We start from the raw sequence: 20550 nt of genomic DNA on the forward strand, positions 1-20550 counted from the left end.
GCGGTGACCGGGGGCGCTGAGACCACCGGCGACAGTGCGCCCCCTGCGGTCACCCGTGTCCGTGCTGGTCGTGGGCTCGGTCATCGGTGGGGGCCTCCCCAGGTCCCCGCGGTCCCGTCGGTCGCCCCGGGTTGTCCCGCTCCCGCGCCGTCCGCCTCCAGGGCCGCGTCCAGGCCCTGCGGGGCGCGTCGGGTCGCCGCCGTCTCCAGTGCCTCCGCGCGCAGCCGGGCCGCCCGGCGCAGGGCGGCCACCGCCGGGTCCGCCGGGTCGCCCCGTTCGCCGCGGGCCGCCGCCAGGACGTCGGACACGGTGGTCAGGGCGCCCAGTTCGGCGCGGACCGAGCGGCCGAGGGAGGTCACCGCGCCCTCCGCGCGGGACCGGTCGCGGCAGTGGAAGGCCAGCTCGCAGGCGGCCAGGCACTCGGGCGCGTAGGTCGCGGGGACCGACTCGACGGCGGCGGTCAGCTCGTCCGCGGGCAGCCGCGGGGAGAAGCAGGTGCCCTCGGGCAGGGCGTCCGCGATGTCCTCGATGCGGGTGAGCCGGGCGAGCTGGCGGGCGGTGACGGCGCGCTGCTTGCGGACGTCGACGGCCGACGCCGTCGGCAGGTTGGAGAAGTCCTTGGGGCAGACCAGCAGGACGCGGTGGCGCACCGCGGGGGCCGGGTCGAGCCGGGCGGCGACCTGTTCGAGCGCCAGCACGTAGACGGCGGCCTGGCGGGCGGCGGCGCCGACCTTCGCCGGGTCGGCCGAGCCGTCCAGCATCGGGAAGGACTTGATCTCGACGACCGTCCAGCTCCCGTCCGGGTGCACGACGACGGCGTCCGGCTCAAGGAAGGCGGGCGATCCGGCCACGTCGAGGGCGAACATCGGGTGGTCGAGCAGGCTCCAGCGGCCGGTCCCGGTGCCCGCCGCGCCGTGGGTCGCCTCGCGCAGCGTCAGCTCGGTGCGGGCGGTGCGGCCCTCGGGGCCCGGGGCGCCGAGGTCGGGGAGGTGGGCGCCGGCGGGCGGCGCGGCCGTCGGGTCGAGGTGCTCGTGGACGAGCCTGAGCAGCTCCGCGCCGCCGTCCCCCTTGACCTTGGCCTCGAACGCGTTCCCCCGGGTCAGCGCGAACTGGGACTGGCCGAAGCCGGAGGGGGAGCCGAGCGCTCCGGCGAGCGCCGCCTTGTTGACCCCCGCGCCGTCCAGGATCGCGCGGCGTCTGCATCCCGGGTTGGCGGCGAGCGCCGCCAGGGCGCGGGCGTCCAGCGCCTTGGCCGGGACGTCAGGACCGCGCAGCTCAGCGAGCCGCTGCCGGAGCCCCTTCGCCCGCGCCCGAGGGTGAGGCGTCCGGTTCGCCTCCCCCTGCTCCTCCTGCGACGTGTGACTCGCGCTGCCGTGGAATTCGCTCACCCGTCGAAGTCTGGCATCCGGCACTGACAATCGGGCCACTCACGCCCCCTCGGCCCCGCAGGGCCACCGCGAGCCGCGTCCGCAGCCGGTCGGCGATACGCGTCACGGTCGGGGTGAGGAGCAGTCCGACGCCCATCACGGCCGCGCCCGCGACGGCGTCGAGGAAGTAGTGGTTGGCGGTGCCCATGACGACGACGGTGGTCAGCAGCGGGTAGGCGACGGCGAGGACTTTCGTCACGCGGTTGCCGCCGAACCGCCACAGCACGACCCCGCACCACAGGGCCCAGCCCACGTGCAGGCTGGGCATCGCCGCGTACTGGTTGGTCATGCCGCCGAGGCCGCGGGGCGCGCTGGCCTCGCCGCCCCACCAGCCGTAGGAGCTGTACTGGGCCATGGTGTCGACGAAGCCGTGGCTCTCGGCGAGCAGCCGGGGCGGGCAGGTGGGCAGCAGCGTGAAGCCGATGAGGCCGATGAAGGTGGACGTCATCAGCCAGGTGCGGGCGGCCCGGTAGCGCACCGCGCGGGAGCGGAACAGCCAGACCAGGATCGCGGGGGTGACCAGGTAGTGCAGGGACGCGTACCAGAAGTCGGCCGGGACGCCGAGCCACGCCTCACGGGTGAACAGGCGGTTGAGCGGGTGCTCCGCGTTGAGCCGCAGGACCTTCTCGACGCGCAGGATCGCCAGGCCGTGGTCGACGGCGGTCTCCACGTTGCCCCGGGCGAGGAGGCGGCCCGCCGAGTAGCAGGCGTAGACCAGCAGGATCAGCGGCAGCTCGGTCCACCAGCGCAGCCGGGTCGGCGGTGCCTCGGTGCCCGGTATCTCGGTCGACGGCATCCGTTCGCCCTCCCCCATTCGTTCTCGCGCGGTGCCCGGCGTGCGGGCTGAGCCACTTTACGGCGTCCGCGTGCGCCCCGGCGGAGCGCCCCCGGCACTCGAAGACGCCGCGATCGCCCGCCGGGTTGCCCTGGTGGGGCGTGCGCGATGATGGACGTGTTCCACCTGTCCTTTTCTCCCCAGGGCACTCCCGGAGATTCCTCCGCGGAACCCCGAAAGGTTTCTTCATGGCACCGCGCATCCTGCTGGCCCGGCACGGACAGACCGAGTGGTCGCTGTCCGGCAAGCACACCGGCAGGACCGACGTCCCTCTCCTGGAAGAGGGCAGGCGTGGCGCGAAACTGCTCGGCGAGCGCCTGCACCGGCCGCCGCTCGACGGGCTGCCCGGGGTGGAGGTGCGCACCAGCCCGCTGGTGCGGGCCAGGGAGACGTGCGACCTCGCGGGGCTCGGCGGGCGGGCCACCGTCTGGGACACCCTGATGGAGTGGGACTACGGCGCCTACGAGGGGCTGAAGCCGGCCGAGATCCAGGCGGTCAGGCCGGGCTGGCTGATCTGGCGCGACGGCGTCCCGGAGGGCGAGAGCCCGGCCGAGGTGAGCGCGCGCGCCGACGAGGTGGTGGCGTGGGCGCGCGCCGAGGACCGGGACGTGCTCGTGTTCGCGCACGGACACATCCTGCGCTCCATCGGCGCGCGCTGGCTGGGCCTGCCGCTGGACTTCGCGGCCCGGATCAGGCTGAACCCGACGTCCCTCTCGGTCCTGGGCTGGGCCTACGGCGAACCGGCCCTGGAGAGCTGGAACGACACCGGCCACCTGGCGGGCTGACGGCGGCCCCGGGGATCGTCCGGTCGACAGGGGCCGCCGGACGTCCGGTCGTCCCTGGCGGCCGGGAAGCCGAGTCCCCGGGGCGCCGGTCAGGGCCGGTGGGGCAGGGCCGCGTGTCTCTCCAGGAACGCCGAGACCCCGCTCGCCCTGCGGTGCGGCAGCAGCACGCGCGCGGTTCCGGCGAGCATCGTCTGGATGCGGGACGACTGCACCTGGTCGAGCAGGTCGAGGACGCGCAGTCCGGCCCCGGCCGCCTCGTCCGGGCGCCCGCCCCTGGCCAGGCAGTCCGCGAGTTCCGCCGTGTAGAGGGCGATGTTGCGGGTGAAGTGCTCGTTCTGGAGACGGGCGGCCCGGCGCGCGTGCGCCGCCCCGCGCGACCAGTCGCCCAGGGTCGACCAGCACTGCGCCTCCAGGCCCTCCAGCTCGGCCGGTCCGTAGAAACTCATCCACTCGGGGTCGGCGTCCGAGCGGCCTCGTTCGTGGAGGGCGTGAGCGCGGGCGAGCGCCTGTTCGCAGGCGGTGCGGTCGGCGAGGCCCGCCCAGCCGCCCGCCTCGCGCAGCGCGAGCAGCGACAGCAGGCGCGCGGAGCCCAGGGGGCGTGCGACGCGCTGCGCGGCCTGGGCGGCGCGCACCGCCTCGCGGGGTCGCCCGGCGTCGCGGGCGAGGAACGCCGTGTTGCAGAAGGCGTGCGCCTCCAGGGCCTCGTCGCCGGTGACGCGCGCGGTGGCGAGGGCCTCCGCGTAGTGCGAGCGCGCGTCGTCGAACCGGCCGGAGTCGTGGGCGAGCCAGCCCACGGAGATGGCCAGTTCACCGGCGCCCGCGTGCAACCGGTCGGCGGTGGCCTGCCGGGTCGCGCCGGCGTCGAGCAGCGCGTACGCGGCGCGCAGGGGTTCGGCCGCGCGCCGGTAGAGGCCGTCGGCGCCGTGCCGGTCGTCCAGCAGTCTGATCCTGCGGACCGCTTCTTCCAGGGCGCCCGCCTCGCTCGTGCCGGGACGGCGGGTGCCGGCCGCGGCCTCGTGGGCGAGCCCCAGGGGGCCCAGTGAGGCGGCGGCCACCGTGGCGCCTCCGCCGGTCATGAACGCGCGACGCAGCACGTCGCTCTCCTTGTGGTTCGCGTGATGTCCGTGGGACTGGTCCGGGTCGTGGGGGGTGGATGGTCCTGTGGTGTTCGACGGGTCATACGGCTCGTTCGCCTCCTGTGTCTCATCCGTGACGCAGCTCCTGCGTCCCCGCACCGAGGCCCGGGGCGAGAACCCCAGCTCGGTGAGGGTGCGGCCGGGGAACATGTGCAGGAACACGCGCTCGTACGCGTAGTTGGGGCAGCGGATCTCGCCCGCCTCGACCCTGCCGACGTAGCGCGCGTCGCAGCTGACCCGCTCGCCGATCTCGCGGGCGGCCCTGCGGACGGCGGCGGCGAACTCGGCCGGGGAGCGCCCTCCGCGCAGGTGCCGGAAGACGTGGTTCGGCCGGGGTGGCCGGTCGGGCTGGGACGGGGTCGTGGGCGACGACGCCATGTCCGGGTCCTCTCGTGCGAACCGTCGAACCATGCCGGATTCCGGGCGACTTGACCGTTTCGCACCGTGGCCGCCCGGCACCCGGCGGGCACGAACGTACCCGCTGTAGCCGCTCCGCCACGCAGTGTTTGCCCACAAACCGGATGTCTCCCCGGGGATCTGCCATGAAGTGCCATCCTTTGTGGCTGACTTCGGCCGTAGCTGTTGACGCCCCTGCCGCGTTGAACCGGGAGGACCGGGAGCCACCCGACTCCCGACCCGCTCTCGTGCAAGGAGGGTTTCAGTGGTGGAGGCCGGGATGACGACCAGCCTGAGAGTCGGCACGCGCGCGCCGCGGACGGTGGCGGGCCCCCCGCCGACGGCGGACGGCGGCCCGCCGCGATGTCCCGCCTCCGCCTGCGACCTGGTGACGGTCCCCGCCCGGCAGGGCCTGGAGGCGGTGGACATCCTGCGCCGGAGCGCCGTCGAGGGCGCCGCGGGCGCGCGCGCCGCCGAGAACATGGGCCCGGTCCTGCACGACGACGGCTGCGACACCCTCGGCTTCCTGGTGCCGCCCGGCACCGCCGCCGCCTGGGACGTCCCGGGCAGCACCTGCACCGAGACCGACGGGCGCGGCCTCAGCCTGGACCCGGCACCCCCGGTCGAGGGCTCGGACTGGCTGCTGCCGCCCGGCGACACCGACCTGGCGACCGACCCTGCGGTGCTGCGCCGCGCGCTCGGCGAGGCGGCCCGGCTGATCGCGGCCGCGGACAACTGCCGCTGACCGGGCCGTTCCGGGGCCGTCGATAATGGGCGCATGGGAAAGTCCAGGAACGCCCGGCGCGGCCGGGGCGGCGAGGCCGTCACCCAGACCGTCGACGGCGGGGTCGCCGAGCTGATACCCGACCGGGACCGCGACCGGTCCTGGACCCTGCTGATCGACGGGGCGCCGCAGTCGCACGTCGACCTGGACGACCCCGGGCACCTGGGGTTCGAGTACCAGCGCCGGATCGGCCACGTCATCGACCTGGTGGCGCCGCCCGGCCGCCCGATCCACGCCGTGCACCTCGGCGGCGGCGCCCTCACCCTCGCCCGGTACGTCGCCGCGACCCGCCCCCGCTCGACCCAGCAGGTCGTCGAGCGGGACGCGCCCCTGGTCCAGTTCGTGCGCCGTGAGCTGCCGTGGGACCCGAACGCCCGCGTCCGGGTCAGGTCGGCCGACGCCCGCGCCGGGCTCGCCAGGGTCCCCGACGGCTGGGCCGACCTCGTCGTCGCCGACGTGTTCAGCGGCGCCCGCACCCCCGCGCACCTCACCTCCACCGAGTTCCTGGACGACGTCCGCAGGGCGCTGCGCCCCGACGGCGTCTACGCCGCCAACCTCGCCGACGGCCCGCCGCTCGCCCATCTGCGCGGCCAGATCGCCACGGCCGCGGCCCGTTTCGCCCACCTCGCGCTGGTCGCCGACCCCACGGTGCTGCGCGGCAGACGCTTCGGCAACGCCGTCCTGGTCGCCTCCGACGCCGCGCTCGCGATCCCGGAGCTGACCCGCAGGGCGGCCTCCGACCCGCACCCGGGCCGGGTCGAACACGGCCGCGCCCTGCGGGACTTCACCGGCGGCGCGAGCCCGGTCACGGACGCCGACGCGGTCGCCTCCCCCGCGCCGCCCGCCTCGGCGTTCGGCTGAACGCGCCGCCCGCCCGGGACGCCGCTGCCACGGCGCCCGCGCGGGCCCGCCCGGACGGCGATCCGGCCCTCTTGCGCGGCCGCGAGACAATGGATGGTGGCCCGCTCCGGTGCGGGTCACCGCAGACGTACGAGGAGGAGAAGACATGGCGGAGCCCACGCCGCGTCGGAACGAACCGCGGCTACGCCCCGCGCCCCTGCTCTTCGAGCCCGCGGAGGCGGCGGCCGATCCCGAGCACTTCTTCGACCTGGAGTCGATAGACGACCCGCGGGCGCTGCTGGCGCGGGCGACGGAGCTGGCGGAGGCCTTCCGCGCGGCGGCGGACCGGGCGGTGGAGTACCAGGCGACGGCGGCGGCCCAGCTCGCCGATCCGCGCCGCTTCGACCGGCTGACGCCCGCGGAGATCGCCGAGCGGGCCGAGTGGACCGAGGACTACGCCCGCAAGATGGTCGAGTACGGGCGGGACCTGATGCGCGGGGGCGGCGAGGGCCGCGAGGACCGCGCGGCGGTCGACCCGCTCTGACCGCGGCCCCGGGACCGCCGGAGACGGGAGGTCCGCACACCAGGGCAGCCCGTCTGGCATATGCCAGGCGGGCAAGATACCCGCAGGCACCCTTCCCTGTCCCGGTTTCCCGCAACCCTCGGGAACGGAACGCTCACAGCCGGTAGACGTAGACGACATGAGTCGCACCCGGAACGAGCCGCACACCGACCGCTTCGACGCCGCCGAGGTGACCTCGGACGGGGCCGCCTGGCTGGCGTCCGCAGGAACGTATCCGCGCAGCATGCTCGCGCTCTGGGAGGAGCGGCCCGAGGCCCCGGTGGTGCTCCCCTGCGGGCTCGCCTTCGACGTGGTCAGCGCCCCCGCCGTCTTCGGCCGCCGGATGGTGGACCGGCTCTGGGACGAGGGTCCCGGCTCGGGCCCCGTGGCCGTGCTGCGCGGCCGGATGCTGATGTTCGCGGCGCCCGGCACCGCCCAGCGACTGCCGTCGCTGCTGCGCTGGGAGGAGTGGGGCGTGCCGGACCGGGAGCGGCGGCGGGCCCGCACCGGGGAGATCCCGCCGCTGCTGTGCCACGGCAACGGGGACGCGGTGACCGTCCCGCCGCCGCTGGGCGGGGAGACCCCGGCCGACCGGCAGGAACCGCGCTGGCTGGTCGCCCCCGACACCCGTCACCCCTGGCTGCCCGGCCCCGAGATCCTGCTCTGGGCGGCCGTCCGGGCGGCCCGCGCGGCGGTGCGGATATCGATTTTTCCTCCCGCCGACCCTGATGCTAAGGTCTACGACGTCAGCAGGCGCCGCTAGCTCAGTTGGTTAGAGCAGCTGACTCTTAATCAGCGGGTCCGGGGTTCGAGTCCCTGGCGGCGCACGACACACGGAGGCCGGACAGGCTCGCGGTAACGCGGGGCGTCCGGCCTCCGTCGTGTGCGGGCGCGCTTCAGCCGGTCGTGATCTTCACGTTCCAGCCGCCCGACGCCGTCCTGCTCTCCGCCGCCACCCTGACCCGGGTCCCCGGCACGGTGAAGCTCTCGCCGAGGGCGACCGGCGCGTCGGCCAGCGGCGGGTAGACGGAGTTCTCCCAGCAGGCCTCGGTGCGCGGATGGGCGTCGACGACCTGGACCGGCCCGCCGCCCGACTGCTCGTCGCCGCGCACCCGGTAGACGAGGACGCCGGAGCGGCAGGCGGCCCTGTCGTTGCCGACCGGCCCGCGCGCCTCGAAGGCGAGGGCGCTGTCGCGGCCGGTGCGCACGACGGCCAGCTTGGTGCCGCGCCCGAGCCCGAGGAGCGGTGAGCCGGCCGCGCCGGCGACCGGGTCGCCCGGCCCCTCGCCCAGCGGTTCCAGCGTCAGCCGGGTGCTTCCGCGCCCCGCGGCGCACACCACTTGGCGCGGTTCCAGCCATCCGAGCTTCCACTTGTGCCAGGCGAACAGATCCGGGGCGAGTCCGAACTGGCTGCCCATCAGGTCCCAGTCGCCGACGTAGGTGTCCCAGTCGCCCTTGCCGTCGGCGGGACGGTGGTAGAGGTCCGGCAGATCGAAGACGTGACCGGTCTCGTGGGCCAGCACCAGACGGTCCGGCGGGTGCCGCTCGAAGACCGTGACGACCCGCCTGATGTCGGTGCCGTCGGCCCGCAGCGGGGTGTCCAGGTTGACGACCTTCGTGGCGTCCGAGTCGACACCGGGGGCGTCCGGGTCGGCCACGAAGTAGACGACGTCGTAGCGCGAGAAGTCGACCTCGGGGTCGGCGGCGGCCAGCGCGTCCCGCAGGTAGGCGGCCCGGCGCTCGGCGTTCCAGTCCCGTCGCACGCCGTACGAGGTGGAGGGGTGCGGCATCCGGATCCAGTGGGCGAGCGGGTGCGGGCGGAGCGTGAACCTGCCGTAGGAGGCCCGCTCGAAGAAGCGGCTGGTCGCCGGGAAGTGGTCGGCGGTGATCTGCGCGGGGGTGGTGCGCGGGGCGGAGTCGGGGAACGACAGGTAGATCATCACCGCGTCGAGCGCGCGGGCCGGACGGGGGTAGGCGGCGTTCCAGCTGTCGAGGCCCTCGGAGTGGTGCGCCTCGGTGCGGTGCAGGGCGCAGGGGGCGGCCGCGAAGGGCTCGGCGACCGAGGGGCCGGTCACCAGGGAGGTGGCGGCGAGGGCGGAGAGGGTGGTGAACACGGCGGCGGTGCTGCGCAGTCGGGGCCGGGGGAACTGACGCGGCACAGAGACCTCCGGGAGCGGTTCGCGGGATACCGCCCCCAGCCTCATGGAGATTGTCGTACTATGCCCTGTTTGTCTGCCCCAGATGAGTGAGAGACCCGAAAGACCGTCAGGACCCGTGCAGGGAACGACAGGAGCGACACCCCGAATCGCTCACAGAACGTCACAAGCGGTCGACGGGTCTAAGAACCCGTCCAGGCGTGGGCAGAAACGATCTGCCGGAAGGGGGGACCGTCCTGGACACTGGACAGTGGCTGCACGCCCCTGGGGCCAGCCTCTATGATCGGCACACTTTCCTGACACATTCCTGCACGGACACAGAACGAGCGGCACTGCGGGAGCGAGCGGTGAGCGGAACGTCCGAAGGGCCGACGCCCGCGGCAGACCACCGGTCCGCCGTCACAGAGAGTGACACCATCTATCGGTCCGTCTTCACGGCCGCCGCCCTCGCGATGGCGGTGGTCGACCGTGACGGCCTGGTCCTCCGGGCCAACGACGGTTTCGGCGCCCTCTTCTGCCGGGCGCCCGAGGCGCTCTCCGGCCGGGTCGCCGCCGACCTGGTCGACCTGGCCTCCGATCCCAGGACCTGGCAGGCGTACCACGAGGTGCTCGGCGGCCGGGAGGCCCGGCTGCGCTGCACCCGGCGGCTGAAGCGGCCGGACGGGCAGGCGGTGTGGGCGCAGATCACCGTCACCGCGCTGCCCGGCCAGACCGGGGGCGTCCTGCTGTCGGTCACCGACATCAGCGCCAGCCACGAACTCCAGGCCAGGCTGCGGCACTCGCAGATGCACGACCCGGTGACCCGGCTGCCCAACCGCACCCTGTTCTTCGAACGCCTGACCAGCGCCCTGGACGCCGACCCCTACGGCGGCACCGGCCGGATCGGCCTGTGCTACCTGGACCTGGACGGCTTCAAGGCGATCAACGACACCCTCGGCCACCGGGTCGGCGACCGGCTGCTGGCCGCCGTCGCCGAGCGGCTGCGGCGGTGCGCCGAGGAGGCGGGCCACGCCCGGCCCGCGGCGCCGCTGGTGGCGCGGCTCGGCGGCGACGAGTTCGCGCTGCTGGTCGAGGACTCCACCGGCACCGAGCAACTGGCCGACCTGGCCGAGTCCGTGCTGAAGGCCGTCCAGGCGCCCTTCGACCTCGACGGGCGGCGGCTGTCGGTGTCGGCGTCGATCGGTGTGGTCGAACGGCTCGCGGCCGGGACCACGCCGACCGCGCTGATGCAGGCCGCCGACACCACGCTGTACTGGGCGAAGGCCGACGGCATGGACCGCTGGACCCTCTTCGACCCCGAGCGCAACGCCCACCGGATGACCCGGCAGGCGCTCGCCTCCACGCTCCGTCCGGCCGTCGAGCGCGGCGAGTTCGTGCTCGAGTACCAGCCACTGGTGGGCATGGCGGACGGGCGGGTGCGGGGCGTGGAGGCGCTGGTGCGCTGGCACCACCCGGAGTTCGGGGTACTGGCGCCGAATCGGTTCATCCAGCTCGCCGAGGAGGACGGCTCGATCGTGCAGCTGGGCCGCTGGGTGCTGCGGACCGCCTGCCGCCAGGCCAGGCGCTGGCAGCTCGACCACCCGGGCGACCCGCTGTTCGTCAGCGTCAACGTCGCGGTCCGCCAGGTCTGGGACTCGGACCTGGTGGCGGACGTCGCCGAGACCCTCGCCGAGACCGGGCTCTCCCCGCACCTGCTCCAGCTGGAGCTGACCGAGTCGGCGGTGATGGGCTCCGCCGGGCGCCCGCTGGAGGCGTTGCAGGCCCTCAGCGACATGGGCGTGGGCATCGCCATCGACGACTTCGGCACCGGCTACTCGAACCTCGCCTACCTCAGCAGGCTCCCGGTGTCGGTGCTCAAGCTGGACGGCGCGTTCGTGCGCGGCTTCCAGTACGAGGGCGACGGCGCCACCGCCGAGGCGGCCGGGGCGCCCGCGCCGAACCCGGCGGACGAGGTCGTCGTCGAGGCGATGATCCAGCTCGCGCACCGGCTGGGGCTGACCGTCACCGCGGAGTGCGTGGAGACGTCGGCGCAGGCGGCGCGGCTGCGGCGGATCGGCTGCGACACCGGGCAGGGGTGGCTGTACTCCCGGCCGGTGCCGCCCGACCGCATCCCCGGGCTGCTGGGCCAGCGGGCCCGCGGCGGGGATCAGGTGGTCGGCAACCCGTAGGCGTCCGCGATGAGTTCGTAGGAGCGCAGCCGGACGTCGCCGCCGTGCGCGTTGGCGGTGATCATCAGCTCGTCGGCGCCGGTGCGCTTGCGCAGGTCGTCGAGGCCGGTGCGGACCTCGTCGGCGGTGCCGTGGACGACGTTGGCGTTCCAGGAGGTGACGAACTCGGTCTCCATGGGGCTGAAGGGGTGCGCCTCCGCCTCCTCCGGGGTGGGGACGAGCCCGGGGCGGCCGGTGCGCAGCCGGATCATGTTGAGGGCCGCCGCCCGCACCTGCCTGCGGGCCTCCGCCTCGTCGTCCGTGGCCAGCGCGGAGACGCCGATCAGGGCGTAGGGCGCGTCCAGGACCGCGCTCGGGCGGAACGACTCGCGGTAGAGGTCGAGGGCCGGGACGGTGTTCTGCGCGGAGAAGTGGTGCGCGAAGGCGAACGGCAGACCGAGGGTTCCGGCCAGCCGGGCGCTGAAGCCGGAGGAGCCGAGCAGCCAGACCGGCGGCCGGTTCGGGGACTGGACGCCGCCGGGTGACGTCGCCTGGACGGGCCCGGGGACGGCGTGGATGCGGCGGTAGGGGTGGCCGTCGGGGAAGTCGTCGTCGAGGAACCGGGTCAGCTCCATGAGCTGCTGAGGGAAGTCGTCGGCGCCCTCGTGCAGGCGGTCGGTGCGGCGCAGGGCGGCGGCGGTGGCGCCGTCCGTGCCGGGGGCGCGGCCCAGGCCCAGGTCGACCCGGCCGGGGGCGAGCGCCTCCAGGGTGCCGAACTGCTCGGCGATCACCAGGGGCGCGTGGTTGGGCAGCATGACGCCGCCCGAGCCGAGGCGGATGCGGCTGGTGTGGGCGGCGAGGTGGGCGAGGATCACCGCGGGGGACGACGAGGCGACGCCCGGCATGGAGTGGTGTTCGGCCACCCAGTAGCGGTGGAAGCCGCGGGACTCCGCGAGGCGCGAGATCGCCACGCTGGTGCGCAGGGCGTCGGTGGCGGTGGTGCCCGCGCCCACGGTGACCAGGTCCAGTACGGAGAGGGGGACGGGGGCGTCGCCCTGGGCGGTGCCTCGGATCACGGTGTGGCCTCCTGGAGTGTCGTCCTTCACGGCGACAACAGGAGGCATGCTCCGCTTATTCCTGGCCGGGCGGCCCCGGGGCCCACGGGGGGTGTGTTCCGCGCGGCCCCCTCCGGCCCGGGACCGGCTCCCCTCAGACGCCGGACGGGTTGACGTACCCCCGGGTGAACAGCGTGCCCAGCTCCGGGGCGTTGACCCTGCGGTCGGTCAGGCGCAGCGCCTCCCAGACCGTGACCTGGTTGGCGGTGAGGACCGGCTTGCCCACGGCCTTCTCCAGGCTCTGGAGGTGGGCCGCGGTGTGCAGGGCCGTGTCCGGGAGCAGCACCGCCTCGGCCGCTCGGGCGTCCGCCGACACGGCCAGCGCCAGCACCTCGTCCTCGCCCCAGGCGCCCGCCTCCGCCGCGGTGCCGATCCCGGCTGCGGCGACCGCCGTCACCTCGGCGCCCGAGGCGCGCAGGAAGGCGGCGAACAGCTCCGCCACGTCGTCCGGGTAGGTCGCGGCCACCGCGACCCGGCGCAGTCCCAGTTCGCGCAGGGCGTTGGTGAAGGCGAAGGAGGTGGAGGAGGCCGGCATGCCCGCCGTCCTGGCCAGGGCGCGGACCTGCTGGTGCGCACCCTCCCAGCCGTGGACGAAGCCGCCGCCCGCGCAGGCCCAGACGACCGCCTCGGCCCCGGCCATGCGCAGGTCCCCGACGCCCGCCGCGAGGCGTTCGGGGGTGCCCGCGGCCCGGAGCGCGTCGACGCCGCGGGCGTCCTCGCCGGTGTCGGTGTGGATCACGTCCAGGCGGATGTCGGCGCCCAGGAGCTGTTCGATGCGCGGGTAGTCGTCCTCCGCCGCGTGGCCGGGGTAGAGGAAACCGAGGGACGTCATGGTGAGCCTTCCTGCTGCAGTTCTCCGGGCGGCGGTGACGGGCCCGGTCGCGCCGCCGGATCGGCCCGGCGGCCGACAGGGTCCCACCGCTCGGGTACCCAGTCGGCGCGGGGCGCCCCCCCATCGTCACCTGGTTGGCCGAGACGGGCGGTGTCCGCCCCGGCCGCCGTCCGGCCGGTCCTCACCGGGAGGGAGGGGGCGGCGACGGTCCGTGCGCGACGGCCGTGTTGACGCGGGCAGGTCCGGGTGCGAGCGTGGTCGGTCCGCGCCGCCGACGCCCGCGTCGAGTCCGCGTCCCACCGCCCTCCCCCGCCGCGTCCGCCCGTGTCGCGGCGGGTGCGCCGACCCCGCCGGCCGCTCGTCACCGGAAGACGGATCCCGTATGCCCGACCCCAGCGCCCCGCCGACCGCCCTCCCCACGGTGCTCGTCCTCGACGCGGACCCGCTCCCCCGGCTCGGCAGGCTGACCGGCCGGGCCCGGATCGAGCACACCGACGCGTCGTCCCTCGCCGACCGGCTGCCGCACGCGGACGTGCTGCTGGTGTGGGACTTCGCCTCCCGCGCGGTGCGCTCCGCCTGGCCCGGCGGGGGCCGGCGGCCGCGCTGGGTGCACACCGCGAGCGCGGGCGTGGACCACCTGCTCTGTCCCGAACTCGCCGCCTCGGACACGGTGGTGACCAATGCGCGCGGGATCTTCGACCAGCCCATCGCCGAGTACGTGGCCGCCCTGGTGCTGGCCATGGCGAAGGACCTGCCGCGCTCGCTCGACCTGCAGCGGGAGCGGACCTGGCGCCACCGCGCGTCGCAGCGGGTGGCGGGGACCCGGGCCTGTGTCGTCGGGTCGGGGCCGATCGGGCGGGCCGTCGCCCGCACCCTGCGGGCGCTGGACGTCAGGACGGCCGTCGTCGGCCGGACCGCGCACACCGGCATCCACGGCCCCGAGGAGCTGGACCGGCTGGTCTCCCGCGCCGACTGGGTGATCGCGGCTGCGCCGCTCACCGAGGTGACCCGGTCCATGTTCGACGCCCGCAGGTTCGCCATGATGCAGCCCTCCGCCCGGTTCGTGAACGTGGGGCGCGGCGCGCTGGTCGTGGAGGAGGCGCTCGCCGAGGCGCTGACCAAGCGGTGGATCGCGGGCGCGGCCGTGGACACCTTCGAGACGGAGCCGCTGGGCCGGGACAGCCCGCTGTGGGAACTGCCCGGCCTGATCGTCTCCCCGCACATGAGCGGGGACGTGGTCGGCTGGCGGGACGAACTGAGCACGCAGTTCGTGGAGTTGTACGAGCGCTGGGCGGCGGGCCGGGCGCTGGTGAACGTGGTCGACAAGCAACGGGGTTACGTGCCCGGACGCTGAACCCCCGCACGGGGCAGGGCAGTTGACCGGTCGTGCCGGGCCGACCGCCGCCCGGCCCCCGGAGGGCCGCCGCGCGGGCGGGTTCGGCCGCTCGCGCGGCGGCCGTCCGTGGCCGCAAATAATCGGCATGGACGGGTCAGGCCTGGGGTAGGCGCGCGCCCATGGCTCCACGACAGGGGAAAACCCCAGCACGAACAGGCCACAGACCCCGCCGCCGCTCTCTCCTCGCCGGTCTGGCGGTGGGGGCGGCCGGCGCGCTCGGGGCGACCACCGGCTGCACCCGGGTCGACGTCACCGGCGCCCGCGACGGCGGGCAGCTCCTCGACGAACTGCGGGAGCGCGGCACCGTCCGCATGGGCATAGCCAGCGAACCCCCGTACGCCTCCATCGACGACCGGGGGCGGCTGACCGGTGAGGCACCGGCGGTGGCCGGGACGATATTCCGGCGGTTGGGGGTCAGGGAGTTCGAGCCGGTGCCCGTCGAGTTCGGCGCGCTGGTGCCGGGGCTGCTGTCGTTCCAGTTCGACGTGGTCGTCGCGGGGATGTTCATCAACAGGACGCGCTGTCAGGCGGTCCTCTTCTCCGACCCGGACTACGAGTCGAAGGACGCCTTCCTGGTCCGCAAGGGCAACCCGCGCGGCGTCCGCTCCTACAAGGACGTCGCCGAACAGGGCCTGCGGATGGGGACCGGGGTGGGCTACGCCGAGTACGAGTACGCGGTCGCCAACGGCGTCCGGGAGAGCCGCATCCAGACCTACGGCGACCAGATCGCCGGCATGGAGGCGCTGGAGGCCGGGCGCGTCGACTGCTTCGCCGGGACCGCCCTCACCATGATCGAGGCGCTGCGCACCGGCAGCCACCCCAAAGTCGGGATGACCGACCCGTTCACGCCCGAGGTCGACGGCGAACCCCAGCGCGACGGCGGCGGTTACGGCTTCCGGCTCGGCGAGACGAGGCTGCGGGACGCCTTCAACCGGGAGCTGCGTGCGCTGAAGACCAGCGGTGAACTCCTGCGCATCGCCAAGCCGTTCGGCTTCACCGAGGACTTCATGACGGACCTGACGGCGAAGGAGCTCTGCGCCCGATGACCGGACCGTTGTGGGTACTCCTCCTCAAGGGCGCCTGGATCACCGTCCAGTTGATGCTCTACAGCGCCGCGCTCGCCGCGGCCGTCGCCTTCGGGATCGGCCTGGCCCGCACCTCGCGGCTGTGGATCGTGCGGTTCCTGTCCGGGGTCTACGTGGAGTTCTTCCGCGGCACCTCGGCGCTGGTGCTGATGTTCTGGCTGTTCTTCGCCCTGCCGCTGCTGGGCTGGCAGTTGGCCGGTCTGTGGGCGGGCACCCTGGCGCTGGGCCTGTCCTACGGCGCCTACGGCTCCGAAGTGGTGCGCGGGGCGCTCCAGTCGGTGCCGGCCGCGCAGCGGGAGGCGGCCGTCGCGCTGAGCTTCTCGCCCTGGCAGCGGCTGCGGAAGGTGATCCTGCCGCAGGCGGTGCCGGAGATGATGCCGCCGTTCAACAACCTGCTGATCGAACTGCTCAAGGGCACGGCGCTGGCCTCCCTGCTGTCCATCGGCGAACTCACCTTCGAGGCCAAGCTGGCCCGGCTGTCGACCGGTGAGAGCGCCCAGGTCTACGGGATCATTCTGGTGATGTACTTCGTGATCGCGTTCGTGGTCACCCGTGTCATGCGGCTGCTGGAGCGGCGCGCCAAGGCCTCGGTGGGCCAGGCGTCCCTCGCCGGAGGTGGTCACCGGTGAACGACTGGTCCTGGGACTACGTCGGCGACATCATGCCGAAGCTCCTCGACGGGCTGTGGGTCACCGTCCAGGCGACGCTGCTGGGTTCGGTGGCGGCGTTCGCGCTCGGCCTGGTCTGGGCGATCGCGCTGCGCTCGCCGAGCCGCTGGGTGACCTGGCCGGTGGGCGCGCTCGTCGAGTTCGTCCGCAACACCCCGCTGCTGGTGCAGCTGTTCTTCCTGTTCTTCGTGCTGCCGGGCTGGGGCCTGAGCTTCGGGCCGCTGACCACCGGCGTGATCGGGCTCGGGCTGCACTACTCGACGTACACGGCCGAGGTGTACCGGGCCGGTATCGACGCGGTGCCGCGCGGCCAGTGGGAGGCGGCCACCGCGCTCAGCCTGCCGCGCGGGCGCACCTGGGTCGCGGTGATCCTGCCGCAGGCCTTCCGCCGGGTGGTGCCCGCGCTCGGCAACTACGTGATCGCGATGTTCAAGGACACGCCCATGCTCTCCGCCATCACGGTCGGGGACATGCTCTTCCAGGCCAACAGCATCGGCGCGACGACCTTCGACTACATGGAGCCGATCACCGTCGTCGGCGTCCTGTTCATCGTCATCTCCTACCCCACGTCCGTCCTCCTGCGAGTCCTGGAGCGTCGTCTTGTCCGCTGACAGCAGCCTCTCGAAAGTAACCGTCAACCCCGCGGTGGACGGCAGCGAGCTGATCCGCTTCGACAAGGTCACCAAGCGGTTCGGCGCCAACACGGTCCTCGACGCGCTGGACTTCACCGTCTCCTCCGGCAAGCACGTCACGCTGATCGGGCCGTCCGGGTCGGGCAAGACCACCATCCTGCGGCTGCTGATGACGCTGGCGAGACCCGACGAGGGCACGATCCGGGTCGGCGGCGAGTACCTCACCCACGAGGAGCGCGGCGGCAGGCTGGTGCCGGCCGGGGAGAAGCACGTCCGCGAGGTCCGCAAGAACATCGGCATGGTCTTCCAGCAGTTCAACCTGTTCCCCAACATGAAGGTGATGCGCAACATCACCGAGGCGCCGGTGCACGTGCTGGGGCTCTCCGCCGACGAGGCCGAGGAGCGGGCGCGCGGGCTGCTGGAGCTGGTCGGGCTGACCGAGCACGCGGACAAGTTCCCCACCCAGCTCTCCGGCGGCCAGCAGCAGCGGGTGGCGATCGCCCGCGCGCTGGCGATGCGCCCGCAGGTGCTGCTGCTGGACGAGGTGACCTCGGCGCTCGACCCGGAGCTGGTGGCCGGTGTGCTGGACGTGCTGCGCGACATCGCCCGCACCACGGACATCACCATGCTCTGCGTCACCCACGAGATGAACTTCGCCCGGGACATCTCCGACGACGTCCTGATGTTCGACGCGGGCCGGGTGATCGAGTCGGGGCCGCCGGAGAAGATCTTCAACGACCCCGACCAGGAGCGCACCCGGCAGTTCCTGAGCGCGGTGCTCTGAGGCGGGCGGTCGGGCAGGCGGGCGGTCGGGGCGGGCACGGAGCGGGCGGGTCCGGTCCGCAGCCCCGATCCGGCCCGACCCGGCCCAGCCCGACCCGGCCCGACCCGGCCCGACCCAGCCCAACCAGCCCAGCCAGCCCAGCCCAGCCCGGCCCGGGGATGCGGAGGGATGGCGGACGCCGTGTGACGGCGGGCGCCATGGGGTGGCGGGCGCGGTGGCGGAGGTGGCGGAGTGCCGGAAATACGCCAACCTCCGCTCGTTCCCGGCCGCTTGCCGGTTATCGTGGAGGGGACCGCCGTCCCGACCACGCCCCACCGGCAAGGCCACCCAGCGACAGCAGGGGGAGACCGTGGCGCTGAAGAACGAGCCGACCGCGCCGTACCACTCGGCCCAGGACGCCCTGCGCGTGCTGGAGACGGTGGCCCGGCACGCCTGCGGGGTCACCGAGCCCGAGCTGGCCCGGCACACCGGCCTCGGCCCGGAGCGGGTGGTCGACCTGGTGCGGATGCTGCGCCGGGAGGGGTACGTCGAGCAGGTCGCCGACGGCGCCTATGTCACCGGCGCCTCCTTCACCCGGCTGGGCGCGGCCCAGGGCAGGTCGGAGGCGGTGCGCGACGACCTCCAGCGCACCCTGGACCGGCTGCGGGACTCGGTGGGCGCGGCCGTCTACCTGACCCGGTACGTCGACGGCGAGGTGAAGGTCACCCAGTACGCGGACGGCCCGGCGACCCCCGCGGTCAACGAGTGGGTCGACTTCCGCTTCTCCGCGCACGCCACCGCCGTCGGCAAGAGCCTGCTGGGGCAGCTCGACCACGAGGCCCGCCGGGACCACCTCGCCCGGCACCGCCCGGCCCGGCTGACCTCGCGCACCATCACCAGTGACGCGCTGCTGCTCTCCCGTCTCGCGGCGCAGCCGCCGACGGTGCCGCACCTCGACCTCCAGGAGTACGCGGTGGGCACGGTCTGCGCGGCGGTCCCGCTCACGGCGGGTTCGTCGGTGGGTTCGCTCGGCCTCTCGCTGCCCGTGGAGGACGCGCACCGGCTGCGGGAGGCCGCCCAGACCCTGAACCGGGGCGCGGCCGGACTGCTGCTCTCGCTGGCGATCAGGCCGTACTGACCGGGTCGGCCGACCCACCGCGACCGGGTGTCCCTGCGGTCCGCCGGGCCGGGTCGCACGGGCCGCCGGGATGGTCCTGAGCACCCCCGGGGACCGGGTAGTATTTTTCCTGTCGCCGCCCGCCGAGTGCGGGAGGCGGGAGTCACGCGCCGCTAGCTCAGTTGGTTAGAGCAGCTGACTCTTAATCAGCGGGTCCGGGGTTCGAGTCCCTGGCGGCGCACCGAAGAAGGGCCCCTCGTCGCGACGAGGGGCCCTTCGGCGTCCTCGGGGGTCAGCACCCGGTAGGCCCGCTCCCCCGGCGGGCGCCACCACACCGGGTCGGCGCAGCGGACGCCCTCGCGGCGCAGCAGGGCCCGGTGGATCTTGTTGGTGGCGGTCACCGGCATCCGCGGGACGACCCGCACGAACCGGGGTGCCATCTTGGTGCCGAGGTCGGGCTGGGCGGCGAGGAAGGCGGCGAAGGCGTCCGGCGCGAAGTCCCCGGCGAGGGCCGCCATCACCTGGTCGCCGGTGACCGGGTCGGGGACCGCGTAGACGGCGACGGCCTCGGCCCCCGGGTAGCGGGCGAGGATGTTCTCGATCATGGCGGCGGCGAGGTTCTCGCTGTCGACGCGGAGCCTGTCGTCGGCGCGGCCCGCGAAGTAGAGGTAGCCGTCCCGGTCGCGGTAGAAGAGGTCGCCGGTCCAGTAGAGGCCGTCGCGGCGCCGCTCGGCCTCGGCCGCGGGGTTGCGCCAGTACCCCTCGAAGGGGTTCGGGCCGCGGTTGACCAGCTCACCGATGGCCTGGTCGCCGTTGCGCAGCCGTCCGGCCGGGTCGAGGTCGGCGGGCGGGCACTCGGCGCCGGTCTCCGGGTCGAGGACGGCGAGTCCGGGTCCCGCGGGGCCGACCGCGCCGGCCGGGGTGCCCGGCGTCCACTGCACGGCCGCGCCGCCCTCCGAGGAGCCGTACCCCTCCACCAGGCGCACCCCGAAGCGGCGCGCGAAGGCCGCCGCGTCCACCGCGCCCGCCTCGGTCCCGAAGCCGACGCGCAGCGGGTGGTCCCGGTCGTCGGGCCGCTCCTCGGTCGCCAGCAGGTACTGCACGGCCCGTCCGACGTAGGTGAAGTACGTCGCCCGGTAGGTCCGGACGTCGGGGAGGAACCGGGTCGACGAGAACCGTGCGCGCAGCGCCACGCCCGCGCCCGCCGCGAGGGCCGGTGCCCAGTCGGCGATCACCGCGTTGCCGTGGAACATCGGCATGCAGACGTAGTGGACGTCGTCGGCGCGGACCGCGAACCGGTCGGCGAGCGTGCGTCCGGCGGCGGCCAGCCGTCCCTGCGAGCAGAGGGCGGCCTTGGGCGCGCCGGTGGACCCGGAGGTGAAGCAGAGCAGCAGCCGGTCGGCCGGGGTGGCGCGGGCGGGGTCGGGGACGGCGTCGGCGTAGGGCGCGAGGAGGGCGTCGTACTCCTCGGTGCCGGTGACCAGGACGCGGACGCCGGGCAGGTCGAGGCCGGTCAGGAGGGGCAGCCGGGAGGGCGAGGTGATCAGGAGGGGGCACTCGGTGTGCAGGATGTCGCGGGCGAGTTCGGGGCCCCTGCGGGTGGGGTTGATCCCGGCGACGGCGGCGGCCGCGAGGGCGGCGGCGCTCAGCCACAGGGGGAACTCGGGGGTGTTGTCGAGGAGCACGCCCACATGGGGTTCGGCGCCGGGCGGCAGCAGGTCGGCCAGGAGCGCGGCGCGGGCTGCGGCGCCCTCGGCGACCTGGTGGTGGGTGAGGCTGCCGTCCTCCCACCACAGGCCCGGCCGGTGGTCGTGCCATCGCCGGGCGACCAGTTCCGCGACCGTGCGTGCGGTGGACTCCATGAGCGCGCACGG

The 20550-nt window shown here is 74.4% G+C and carries 19 protein-coding genes and 2 tRNA genes; 14 read left to right on the top strand and 7 right to left on the bottom strand.

Going from position 1 to position 20550, the window contains the following annotated elements:
* Positions 1–80: 80 nt before the first annotated feature.
* Both GA0115242_RS11930 and GA0115242_RS11935 read right to left on the bottom strand, forming a co-directional pair.
* Entirely contained in the window at positions 81–1274 is a 1194-nt protein-coding gene (locus tag GA0115242_RS11930; RefSeq protein ID WP_237549004.1) for a hypothetical protein, read from the bottom strand.
* Position 1275: 1 nt separating this feature from the next.
* A complete protein-coding gene (locus GA0115242_RS11935) occupies positions 1276–2223 on the bottom strand; it encodes a phosphatase PAP2 family protein (protein WP_093827504.1) in 948 nt (315 codons plus the stop codon).
* Between the two features lie 227 nt (positions 2224–2450).
* Here GA0115242_RS11935 and GA0115242_RS11940 point away from each other — a divergent pair, with 227 nt between their 5' ends.
* Positions 2451–3047, top strand: coding sequence for a histidine phosphatase family protein (locus GA0115242_RS11940; protein WP_093827456.1), 597 nt, complete (start codon positions 2451–2453; stop codon positions 3045–3047).
* Between the two features lie 89 nt (positions 3048–3136).
* Here the strand turns inward: GA0115242_RS11940 and GA0115242_RS11945 are convergent, their stop codons facing one another.
* Positions 3137–4561, bottom strand: coding sequence for a hypothetical protein (locus GA0115242_RS11945; protein WP_093827458.1), 1425 nt, complete (start codon positions 4559–4561; stop codon positions 3137–3139).
* A 283-nt stretch (positions 4562–4844) separates the two neighbouring features.
* Between GA0115242_RS11945 and GA0115242_RS11950 the strand changes: the two genes are divergently transcribed.
* The 5 genes from GA0115242_RS11950 (at position 4845) to GA0115242_RS11970 (ending at position 7592) form a co-directional block, all read left to right on the top strand.
* Positions 4845–5324, top strand: a complete 480-nt coding sequence (locus tag GA0115242_RS11950; protein WP_370672272.1) for a hypothetical protein — start codon at positions 4845–4847, stop codon at positions 5322–5324.
* A 33-nt stretch (positions 5325–5357) separates the two neighbouring features.
* Positions 5358–6224 carry a spermidine synthase gene (locus GA0115242_RS11955; protein WP_093827460.1) on the top strand — a complete coding sequence of 289 codons (867 nt, stop codon included), beginning with the start codon at positions 5358–5360 and terminating at the stop codon, positions 6222–6224.
* A 145-nt stretch (positions 6225–6369) separates the two neighbouring features.
* The gene (locus GA0115242_RS11960; RefSeq protein ID WP_093827462.1) at positions 6370–6747 is read left to right on the top strand and encodes a hypothetical protein; all 378 of its coding nucleotides are present in this window, start codon (positions 6370–6372) and stop codon (positions 6745–6747) included.
* A 157-nt stretch (positions 6748–6904) separates the two neighbouring features.
* Complete coding sequence (locus GA0115242_RS11965; RefSeq protein ID WP_093827464.1) at positions 6905–7528, top strand: bifunctional DNA primase/polymerase; 624 nt, start codon at positions 6905–6907, stop codon at positions 7526–7528.
* Positions 7519–7592, top strand: a tRNA-Lys gene (locus GA0115242_RS11970). The genes GA0115242_RS11965 and GA0115242_RS11970 overlap by 10 nt, the downstream gene beginning before the upstream one ends.
* 69 nt (positions 7593–7661) lie before the next feature.
* Here the strand turns inward: GA0115242_RS11970 and GA0115242_RS11975 are convergent.
* Entirely contained in the window at positions 7662–8924 is a 1263-nt protein-coding gene (locus GA0115242_RS11975; protein WP_161353092.1) for a M6 family metalloprotease domain-containing protein, read from the bottom strand.
* 344 nt (positions 8925–9268) lie between these two features.
* On the opposite strand from GA0115242_RS11975, the gene GA0115242_RS11980 reads away from it, so the two are divergent.
* Positions 9269–11089, top strand: coding sequence for a putative bifunctional diguanylate cyclase/phosphodiesterase (locus tag GA0115242_RS11980; protein WP_093827468.1), 1821 nt, complete (start codon positions 9269–9271; stop codon positions 11087–11089).
* Here GA0115242_RS11980 and GA0115242_RS11985 read toward each other — a convergent pair.
* Positions 11068–12192 (bottom strand): LLM class flavin-dependent oxidoreductase, encoded by a 1125-nt coding sequence (locus tag GA0115242_RS11985; RefSeq protein WP_093827470.1) that lies wholly within the window; start codon positions 12190–12192, stop codon positions 11068–11070. The genes GA0115242_RS11980 and GA0115242_RS11985 overlap by 22 nt on opposite strands.
* 85 nt (positions 12193–12277) lie before the next feature.
* Complete coding sequence (locus GA0115242_RS11990; RefSeq protein WP_093827472.1) at positions 12278–13015, bottom strand: maleate cis-trans isomerase family protein; 738 nt, start codon at positions 13013–13015, stop codon at positions 12278–12280.
* Between the two features lie 382 nt (positions 13016–13397).
* Between GA0115242_RS11990 and GA0115242_RS11995 the strand changes: the two genes are divergently transcribed.
* From GA0115242_RS11995 to GA0115242_RS12025, 7 genes are all read left to right on the top strand, one after another.
* Positions 13398–14369 carry a D-2-hydroxyacid dehydrogenase gene (locus GA0115242_RS11995; RefSeq protein WP_093827474.1) on the top strand — a complete coding sequence of 324 codons (972 nt, stop codon included), beginning with the start codon at positions 13398–13400 and terminating at the stop codon, positions 14367–14369.
* 161 nt (positions 14370–14530) lie between these two features.
* Positions 14531–15457 carry an ectoine/hydroxyectoine ABC transporter substrate-binding protein EhuB gene (gene ehuB, locus GA0115242_RS12000; protein WP_093827476.1) on the top strand — a complete coding sequence of 309 codons (927 nt, stop codon included), beginning with the start codon at positions 14531–14533 and terminating at the stop codon, positions 15455–15457.
* On the top strand, positions 15454–16125 hold the full coding sequence (gene ehuC, locus GA0115242_RS12005) for an ectoine/hydroxyectoine ABC transporter permease subunit EhuC (RefSeq protein ID WP_093827478.1): 672 nt from the start codon (positions 15454–15456) through the stop codon (positions 16123–16125). The genes ehuB and ehuC overlap by 4 nt, the downstream gene beginning before the upstream one ends.
* A gap of 32 nt (positions 16126–16157) precedes the next feature.
* Positions 16158–16775 (top strand): ectoine/hydroxyectoine ABC transporter permease subunit EhuD, encoded by a 618-nt coding sequence (gene ehuD, locus GA0115242_RS12010; protein ID WP_202555208.1) that lies wholly within the window; start codon positions 16158–16160, stop codon positions 16773–16775.
* A complete protein-coding gene (ehuA, locus tag GA0115242_RS12015) occupies positions 16765–17580 on the top strand; it encodes an ectoine/hydroxyectoine ABC transporter ATP-binding protein EhuA (RefSeq protein ID WP_093827482.1) in 816 nt (271 codons plus the stop codon). Before ehuD ends, ehuA begins: the two co-directional genes overlap by 11 nt.
* Positions 17581–17929: 349 nt before the next feature.
* Entirely contained in the window at positions 17930–18697 is a 768-nt protein-coding gene (locus tag GA0115242_RS12020) for an IclR family transcriptional regulator (RefSeq protein WP_093827484.1), read from the top strand.
* Between the two features lie 146 nt (positions 18698–18843).
* A tRNA-Lys gene (locus GA0115242_RS12025) sits at positions 18844–18917 on the top strand.
* Here GA0115242_RS12025 and GA0115242_RS12030 read toward each other — a convergent pair.
* On the bottom strand, positions 18883–20538 hold the full coding sequence (locus GA0115242_RS12030; protein WP_093827486.1) for an AMP-binding protein: 1656 nt from the start codon (positions 20536–20538) through the stop codon (positions 18883–18885). The genes GA0115242_RS12025 and GA0115242_RS12030 overlap by 35 nt on opposite strands.
* Positions 20539–20550: the final 12 nt, after the last annotated feature.

This window comes from Streptomyces sp. SolWspMP-5a-2, from assembly GCF_900091845.1.
Taxonomy (GTDB): domain Bacteria; phylum Actinomycetota; class Actinomycetes; order Streptomycetales; family Streptomycetaceae; genus Streptomyces; species Streptomyces doudnae.

Bases quoted from the DNA above. Each gene is read 5' to 3' on its own strand.
- GA0115242_RS11965 (WP_093827464.1), top strand. From the start codon at position 6,905: ATGAGTCGCACCCGGAACGAGCCGCACACCGACCGCTTCGACGCCGCC.
- GA0115242_RS11955 (WP_093827460.1), top strand. From the start codon at position 5,358: ATGGGAAAGTCCAGGAACGCCCGGCGCGGCCGGGGCGGCGAGGCCGTC.
- GA0115242_RS11945 (WP_093827458.1), bottom strand. From the start codon at position 4,561: ATGGCGTCGTCGCCCACGACCCCGTCCCAGCCCGACCGGCCACCCCGG.
- ehuD (WP_202555208.1), top strand. From the start codon at position 16,158: ATGCCGAAGCTCCTCGACGGGCTGTGGGTCACCGTCCAGGCGACGCTG.
- GA0115242_RS12030 (WP_093827486.1), bottom strand. From the start codon at position 20,538: ATGGAGTCCACCGCACGCACGGTCGCGGAACTGGTCGCCCGGCGATGG.
- GA0115242_RS11990 (WP_093827472.1), bottom strand. From the start codon at position 13,015: ATGACGTCCCTCGGTTTCCTCTACCCCGGCCACGCGGCGGAGGACGAC.
- GA0115242_RS11960 (WP_093827462.1), top strand. From the start codon at position 6,370: ATGGCGGAGCCCACGCCGCGTCGGAACGAACCGCGGCTACGCCCCGCG.
- GA0115242_RS11940 (WP_093827456.1), top strand. From the start codon at position 2,451: ATGGCACCGCGCATCCTGCTGGCCCGGCACGGACAGACCGAGTGGTCG.
- GA0115242_RS11935 (WP_093827504.1), bottom strand. From the start codon at position 2,223: ATGCCGTCGACCGAGATACCGGGCACCGAGGCACCGCCGACCCGGCTG.
- GA0115242_RS11995 (WP_093827474.1), top strand. From the start codon at position 13,398: ATGCCCGACCCCAGCGCCCCGCCGACCGCCCTCCCCACGGTGCTCGTC.
- ehuC (WP_093827478.1), top strand. From the start codon at position 15,454: ATGACCGGACCGTTGTGGGTACTCCTCCTCAAGGGCGCCTGGATCACC.
- GA0115242_RS11985 (WP_093827470.1), bottom strand. From the start codon at position 12,192: ATGCCTCCTGTTGTCGCCGTGAAGGACGACACTCCAGGAGGCCACACC.
- ehuB (WP_093827476.1), top strand. From the start codon at position 14,531: ATGGCTCCACGACAGGGGAAAACCCCAGCACGAACAGGCCACAGACCC.